Below are 7,245 nucleotides of genomic sequence, written 5' to 3'. Positions count from 1 at the left end.
GTGGGGAAGTCGACCGTCGGTTCCCAGCCCAGCACTTCTTTGGCCTTGCTGTAATCGCCGCGTAGCCGATTGACCTCGGCCGGGCGATAAAGCGCCGGGTCGGTCACCACGTACTTGGCCGGATCGAGCCCTACGCGACCGAAGGCCAGGTCGACGAGCTTGCGCACCGTGTGTTTTTCGCCGGTGGCGATCACGAAATCGTCGGGCTTGTCCTGCTGTAGCATCAGCCACATGGCGCGGACGAAGTCGCCGGCAAAGCCCCAATCGCGCTCGGCGTCGAGATTGCCCAGGTGCAGGCGGTCTTGCACGCCGAGCTTGATGCGGGCCACCCCGTCCGAGACCTTGCGCGGCAGGAACTCCTTGCCGCGCAGCGGCGACTCGTGATTGAACATGATGCCCGAGCAAGCGTGCAGATTGTAGCTTTCACGGTAATTGACCGTGATGAAATGGCCGTACGCCTTGGCGACGGCGTAAGGGCTGCGCGGCCAGAAGGGGGTCTGCTCGTTTTGCGGCTCTTCGCGCACCCGGCCGAACATTTCGCTGCTCGAAGCCTGAAAGAAGCGGATCGCGGGATCGACAAGGCGAATCGCCTCGAGCATGCGGGTCACGCCCAGGGCCGTGAATTCGCTCGTCAACAGCGGCTGCAGCCAACTGGTGGGGACGAAACTCTGCGCCGCGAGATTGTAGATCTCGTCCGGCCGCACGTCGCGCACCAGGTTCACAAGCGACAGTTGATCGAGCAGGTCGGCCTGGTGCAGGTGCAGGCGGCTGCGCAGGTGCTCGATCCGCTCGTAGCTTTCGGTGCTCGAACGGCGCACCATGCCGTGTACCTCGTACCCCTTGTCGAACAGGAACGAGGCCAGATACGAGCCGTCCTGGCCCGTAATGCCGGTGATCAGTGCGCGCTTACCCATCGAGATATTCTAATTCCGGATCAAAGTGGAAGAGAGAAAACTACTCATTGAGAGCGCCGGCCGCAATCCTGGGGTCCGGCGGTGGAGCATGGCCGAAGAATGGCACCCGTAAGTCAGCACTAGGGCGGGTCTTACGAAGACCTTTGCGAAGACTTGAATTCCGCTAGATTAACCGCCTCGGGAAGCTCCTTATAGTGCGAGTCGAGCGGGTAACAGCCCGAGACGAGCCCATGCCGCGGGGCTGTCGTGCAATCGCTGAACGTCCGGCAGACTTTTTTTCGCGCCAAGTGCCCGTGGGTCAGGACATCGGCAGGCAACTCCGGATACGAAAGCACCATGCGCCCCAGGCCCACCAGATCGGTCCATCCTTTCCGCACCACGGCCTGGGCCACCTGGGGCAGATAGTCCTGTAAGTAAGAATAGCCGCTGCCGACGATGACCAATTGGGGAACGGCTTCCTTGCAGCGACGCGTGGTCTCGATCTGTCGCGCCACGCCCACCAGCGGATCCTCGGGCGGAAGGTAGCCGTCGCTGGGAGGAAAGATCGCCGGCCGCTGGATGTGGGGATTGTAGTAGGGGCTGCCGCACGAAATGTTCAGTGCCGCGACGCCGAGCGCGTGCAAGATGTGCAAGAGCTTGATCGTTTCGTCGAGGTGAATCTGCAATGGATCAGACGGATCGACACCAAAACCGAAGTGATACGGAAGCGCTTGCGAGAAATCCATCGGCCGCCCCACGCCCTCGTCGCCAGGAACGTAAGGGACCGTGTCGAAGGCGCTGAGTCGAACGACGATCATCAGATCGGGAAAGGCGTCCCGGATGCGGGCAATAAGCGCGCGCAGCAATCGTGTTCGCCCGTCGAAGTCTCCCCCGTAGCGCCCCGGGCGACAGGAGGCGCCAAGGAATTCGTGCAGGAGATATCCGTGGCAGGCCTTGATATCCACGAATTGAAAGCCAGCGTCGCGTGCCGCGCCGGCCGCGGCGACGTAGTCGTCGATCAGACGATCTACTTGTTCATCGGTCAGGACGACGGAATCATCACTTGGATGAATGTCAAACCGCGCATCAAGCAGCGGATGATGGTAGGCGATCCGCGGTTCCAACCGCTTGGAATGAGGGCGGCAAAAGCGTCCCGAATGCGTCAATTGCAGGCCGACGAGCAAATCGCTCGTCGTATCAAAGCGCTCGCGATGAGCTGTCGTTAGTGTTTTGAGTAGCGCCGCGAGACCACGGCGGTTTTCTGAGGTGGCGAGCGTTTGCCGCGGATTGGCGCGGCCGCCCGGGGTTACCGCGGCTGCTTCGCCGCCCCAGATCAGTTTGGCGCCGCTAACGCCAAAATGCTTCCATCGGCGCAGGGTTAACTCCGAGGGGGAGCCGTCGTGATGCGCGTCCCATCCTTCCATGGGGTGAATACACCAGCGGTTGCCGACCGAGAAACGTCCGATCGAGATCGGCTGCGCAAGCGGCGAGCCACAGGCGGCCGTGAGAATGGTGTCGTCGAGCGGCAATTCCAGACCGAGTTCCGCCAACCGGGCGCGGAAAGCCGCGACATCCTTGAACTGTGCGACCTTCGTGTACGACTTGCGAAGCATCTTGGATTATTGAGAACGTTTGGCACGCCGGAACCAGGGCGGTTATCGCCGCACAAAGTGGTCGTGTTGTTCAGCACATCTTATCACGGCATGGTTCGGAGCGGGCGGAAGCAGCGGCGACCATTGGGAAAGATGTCTTCGATTCCGCTATTTGATGGAAATCGTCCACTTTGCTCGCTGATTGCCGTACCGATTACGGTCAACCGGATTTGACCTTTCCTCGCGGCTTTTGCTGCGCTTTGCGGCTGAACGTGGAATTCGCAATGACAAGATTTCGCGGATTGCAGCAGATACCGGATGACACGGCATTTGTCGCGGGGATCGCCACCAAACTTGCCGAGAATCTTCTGACCGCAGAGCGTGATCGATCGCGCGACGGGCCTTCTGTCCCACATCGCCGGAATGGTCGCTACGGCAGGATCGTGCAGCTCGCTTCGTGCAGAGGGACGAAGAGCCCAGTCCGAACGCTCGGCCTTCACGCTCAAGGTCTATCGAAAGAGATTGACGATTGCACCAACCAGAGGAGGCTTGCATGAGCGTTGCGGAGCACGAGACAGCCAATGTCGCTGCAGTAGCGGTCGAGGAACTGGTCTCGGTGATCGAGAGAATCGAGCGGCTGGAGACGAAGAAGGCGGCGATCGCTGCGGATATTCGCGACATCTATGTTGAGGCAAAAGGTGCGGGCTTTGACGTGAAGGCGCTCCGCGAGATTATCAAAATCCGCAAAATCGACGCGCACAAGCGCGAGGAACAAGAGACCATGCTCGAAGTCTACAAGAGGGCGCTCGGCATGGATTCTGATTTTGATGACCGCGAGGCGGCGTAAGCGGCAAGCTTGCAGTGGGATGTCGCTCCGGCTCTTGCCGTGCGAATTTGGGCGACGGCAACAACCGCGATTACGGGCTTACATGCCCTACGCGGTTGTTGTCGCCCTCGCTGTATCACATCGCACCATCGGCTTCGATCGCTCAGTCACTCAAAACTTCCACACTTCCGGCCGATCCGTTCACGCGCACGCGCTGCCCCGTCTTCAGGCGCGTGGTGGCGCCGGCTACGGCCATGACGGCGGGCAGGCCCATTTCGCGGGCCGTCACGGCGCCGTGTGAGAGTGGTCCGCCGCTGTCGGTGACCAGTCCCGCCGCTTGATAGAACAAGGGAGTCCAGGCCGGATTCGTGGTGCGGGCTACCAAAATCGCGCCACGCGGAAACTCTTTGAATTGTTCGACGCGATCGACCACGAACACCGCGGCCTCGACTTCTCCTGGGCTGCCTGGGATACCTCGCATGGCGCCCTCGGCCAGAGCGGCTTCCGTCTGCTGGCCGTAATTCCAGTCTGGCTGGGTGCGCCCGGCCTCTTCGAATTCCCGCCGGCGTTTGCGACCGGCCTCGATCAGCGCGGCCGAGCGCTCGCCGCCGACAATCCGCTCCAATTCGGCGCGTCGAAAGAAGAAAACGTCGTCCCACGATGCAAGTATTCCTTCGTCAACCAGCTGCGCGCCCAAAGCTAGTGCGGCTTGCCGGGCGAGTGGGTTGATCCGCGTTGTCTGGTAGTGCTCCAGGTCGTCGAGCAACGTGTACACCCGCGCCAGCCGGATCACTTCCCGTAGCGCATAGCGGATATCGTCGGGAACGACGGCTAGCACCTTCAACTCGGTTTCGGAATAACGCCGGCGGCCGTCGTTCGAGGTGTCGGCCGGCTTTGCCGCGTCGGCCGGAATCGCGTTCAGCAAGTCAAGCACGATCCACGGGCAATCAATCCAGGTGGGAACGAAATAGTCGATTGCCAGTTCGCGATGACCATGATGCTCGAGAAACGTGTTCAGAGCTGCCGCGAATTCGGGAAATGTTTCCAAGCGACGCTCGGCGACAATCCTCTCCGAAGGAACCGATGCGAGCAACTGCTCGAGAGACGCATCGGCATGAGCCATCTGCGCCAATGCGTACAGCTCGGTATTCACCTCGACCGTTTTTGTTTCCACGCCCGAGAGCAAACCGTCCAGAACCTTAAGCGCGAGTTCCGGTCCCACGGCCAACTGCACCAGGCCGTGTAATACACCGTGCAGGAAGCCCTGGGTCATCGAGATAGCTATGTTCGGCAGAAAGTACTCTTCGCCCACCTGCACAACACGGGATAGGTGCTGCCAGATTTCCGTCGCGGTGCACCCTTCATACGAGAACGAGCGCAGCTCGCCAATCTGCAACAGGTAGCGATCCAAATCGCGCATCCAGCGCGCTGGCAGTTCGATCAGGTTCGCGTACCGCTCGCGCAGCACGGGTAGCTCGGCGCTCAATTCGTCGATCGTACGTGCCCGTACGGGCCGGTAACGGCGGATCACTTCGACGGCGTTTTGATTGCCGTAAATGTATTGCCCCAGCTTGTCGAACCAGTCTCCCTGAAAGCCCGGCAACCCCATCAGGCGCAGCGAGTGAGCCAAGGAGCGGCGAAAGCCCGTTTGCACGAAATCCCAGCTGAGCGGCGTGAAGGGTTGCGGGAATCGCTCGGCGGATTCGTCGCGCGTCCAGCGCGGAGGAATGATCGTGACGGGGCGAGCTTGCAGCAAGAGCAATTCGCCGCCAGCCATCGCCCACTCGGTGTCCTGTGGCCAGCTGTAATAGGCTTCGACGCGCGTCGCCAGGTCGGCCACCCTCAGAATCTGCGCGTCATCCAGGCAGGGTTGGTCGCGGCGCGCACTATCGACTTCCGCTTCCTCGGTGCCGTTGGCGGTTGGCCGAATGCAACGTTCCTTATTCGCGATTTGTCGCGAGGTGATCGTGCGGCTGGTCTTGTCAACTTCAAAGTGGTCGACGGCGAAATCACCCGAGACGACCGATTCGCCCAGGCCGTAGTTGGCATCGATGGTCGCGGTGTCGAGGTTCCCCGTGACCGGATGGATCGAGAAGGCGACGCCGGCCACCTCCGCACGAACTTGCTGTTGCACGACCACGGCCATCGACGCGTCGGCGTGGCGGAAGCCGCGCGAGTGCCGATACAGAATCGCGCGGTCGGTCCACAGCGAAATCCAGCAGCTGCGCAGCTTCTCGACCACTTCGTCCGCGCCGACGCAATTCAGATACGTATCATGCTGACCGGCAAAGGCCGCCTCGCCCAGATCCTCGAACGTGGAAGAGCTGCGCACGGCGGCGGCGCTACCTGCCGGCCACGCAACTAGCTTGGACGTAATCTGCCGCACAAGCTCAGGATCGACCGGCGCGCTAGCCAGACGCTCGCGCAGCGCGGCCGATTGGTTGACGACGACATCAGGCTGGTCATAGCTGAAGGCGTGCGCGTGCGGATCGAACCAGTCGATGCTCGCGACCCATTGCCGGTAACAGGCAGCCGGAACGACGAATCCGCCGGGCACGGGAAATCCGCCGCGGGTCAATAGCACGAGATTGCGTCCCTTACCGCCAAGCTCGTCGAGTTCGGCATCGCTCACGTCCGCGAACGATTTGAGCGGATTCATCGCTGTACCTCTGCCAATAGGTGATTGACGTCGTCGACCAGTGCCTGTGCTTCCTCTTGGATTTTCTCGCGTCTTGTACGGTTGGAAATCAAAGCGGCAAAGCTGGACAATCGCCGCCGAGCGTCGAGCGTGCGATCACGAAACAAAAGCGTCACGGCGCCCGTGTAGGGGAGCGCGATCGCATAACACGCGGCCGCGCCCCTACCCAAGAAAGTTGCTATCGCGGCTGTTTGCGCCGCGTAACACAAGGCGAACCAGGGAAAACCAAAAAAAATTGCGTCCGTGGCCACGTGATCTTCGTCCTTGGCCAGGCGACGGACGATCGCGCGGGTGCCGAAATAGGCCGGCACATGATTTACATATCCGAACAAAGCAATGGGACCGGCGACGAGCAGGACTTCCAACTCGCGAATGACAAAGATCGCAATGCGCCACCACGTGAGCGGCAGGTAGATCTCGGCCACGTTGAGGCGTGCTCCCCCTGTAAGATCGTACAGTGCGAGCATGCGTCGCTGCACGTCGGCCACCTGCTGCGGAGGCAGGCGATCATACGCCGATGAAATGCGTTCGAGCATGCGCATGTAACGCGGTAGATAATTGTCTCGTCTTTGCCCCAGCCGCATGGGAGGCGCGCCGCCGGCAAGCGCCAGTTCGGCAGCCCAGTGGATGAATTTCGAGCGTTCCGGAGAAATCGGTACGGCTAGCGCCGTGACATCGCGCGCGAAGCGCTCGGTAAGCACATGCGGGTCGCGCAGGTCGGCCGGTAACTTGGCAACTCCAATGGGTGAACCAAAACGCACAACCACATCCGAGCGAAAGGTCGATTTCTGCAAATATACGAGCCCCACCGGTACAACGGCGACCGTGTCGCAGGATTTGGCTGCCTGTAAGGCGATGCGCGCTGCGCCCGATTTGAAGGGTCGCAGTCGCCCTTCGGAATGGCTGAAGCCTTCGGGGAAAATGGCCACCTGCTCGCCCCCAGCCAGAAGCGCAGCCAGGCGGGCGACCGTGTCTCGATTGCCTGCCGTACCTTGCTGATCCTCACGGCGCTGCACGGTGATGGTGCGCGTCGCCCTTAAGAGAACGCGCATCAGTGGATTCTGCCGGAGCGTGTCTTTCGCTGTCAACCAAAGTGGCCGCGGCAACACCGCACGCAATAGCATGGCGTCGACGAAGGCGTTCAAGTGGTTGCTGACAAACAGCACGCCGCCCTCGCGAGGTAAATTCTCCGGACCCATTACATCGATGCGGCGGAAGAACACGGCCAGGGCCAGG

Annotated in this window: 6 protein-coding genes; 1 reads left to right on the top strand and 5 read right to left on the bottom strand. The window is 61.1% G+C overall.

Translation table 11 applies throughout. The features are described from left to right. The 3 genes from VHD36_16360 to VHD36_16350 all read right to left on the bottom strand — a co-directional run. Nucleotides 1–914: GDP-mannose 4,6-dehydratase (locus VHD36_16360; protein ID HVU88898.1), on the bottom strand; the 914-nt coding region annotated here is incomplete at its 3' end. 131 nt (nt 915–1,045) lie between these two features. Then, complete coding sequence (locus VHD36_16355; GenBank protein HVU88897.1) at nt 1,046–2,506, bottom strand: NADH:flavin oxidoreductase; 1,461 nt, start codon at nt 2,504–2,506, stop codon at nt 1,046–1,048. 83 nt (nt 2,507–2,589) lie between these two features. After that, nucleotides 2,590–2,991, bottom strand: a complete 402-nt coding sequence (locus VHD36_16350) for a hypothetical protein (GenBank protein ID HVU88896.1) — start codon at nt 2,989–2,991, stop codon at nt 2,590–2,592. A 47-nt stretch (nt 2,992–3,038) separates the two neighbouring features. Between VHD36_16350 and VHD36_16345 the strand changes: the two genes are divergently transcribed. Continuing rightward, nucleotides 3,039–3,332, top strand: coding sequence for a DUF2312 domain-containing protein (locus VHD36_16345; GenBank protein ID HVU88895.1), 294 nt, complete (start codon nt 3,039–3,041; stop codon nt 3,330–3,332). 142 nt (nt 3,333–3,474) lie between these two features. Here VHD36_16345 and VHD36_16340 read toward each other — a convergent pair whose 3' ends face one another. Further along, nucleotides 3,475–5,970 (bottom strand): PEP/pyruvate-binding domain-containing protein, encoded by a 2,496-nt coding sequence (locus tag VHD36_16340; GenBank protein ID HVU88894.1) that lies wholly within the window; start codon nt 5,968–5,970, stop codon nt 3,475–3,477. After that, nucleotides 5,967–7,245, bottom strand: a 1,279-nt coding sequence (locus VHD36_16335; protein ID HVU88893.1) for a 1-acyl-sn-glycerol-3-phosphate acyltransferase, incomplete at its 5' end; no start/stop codon positions are given. The genes VHD36_16335 and VHD36_16340, both read right to left, overlap by 4 nt.

This window comes from Pirellulales bacterium (assembly GCA_035546535.1).
GTDB lineage: Bacteria > Planctomycetota > Planctomycetia > Pirellulales > JACPPG01 > JACPPG01.
The sequence above is the reverse complement of the archived record's forward strand: the minus strand, read 5'-3'. Positions and strand labels throughout refer to the sequence as shown.

Bases quoted from the DNA above. Each gene is read 5' to 3' on its own strand.
- VHD36_16355 (HVU88897.1), bottom strand. From the start codon at position 2,506: ATGCTTCGCAAGTCGTACACGAAGGTCGCACAGTTCAAGGATGTCGCG.
- VHD36_16345 (HVU88895.1), top strand. From the start codon at position 3,039: ATGAGCGTTGCGGAGCACGAGACAGCCAATGTCGCTGCAGTAGCGGTC.
- VHD36_16340 (HVU88894.1), bottom strand. From the start codon at position 5,970: ATGAATCCGCTCAAATCGTTCGCGGACGTGAGCGATGCCGAACTCGAC.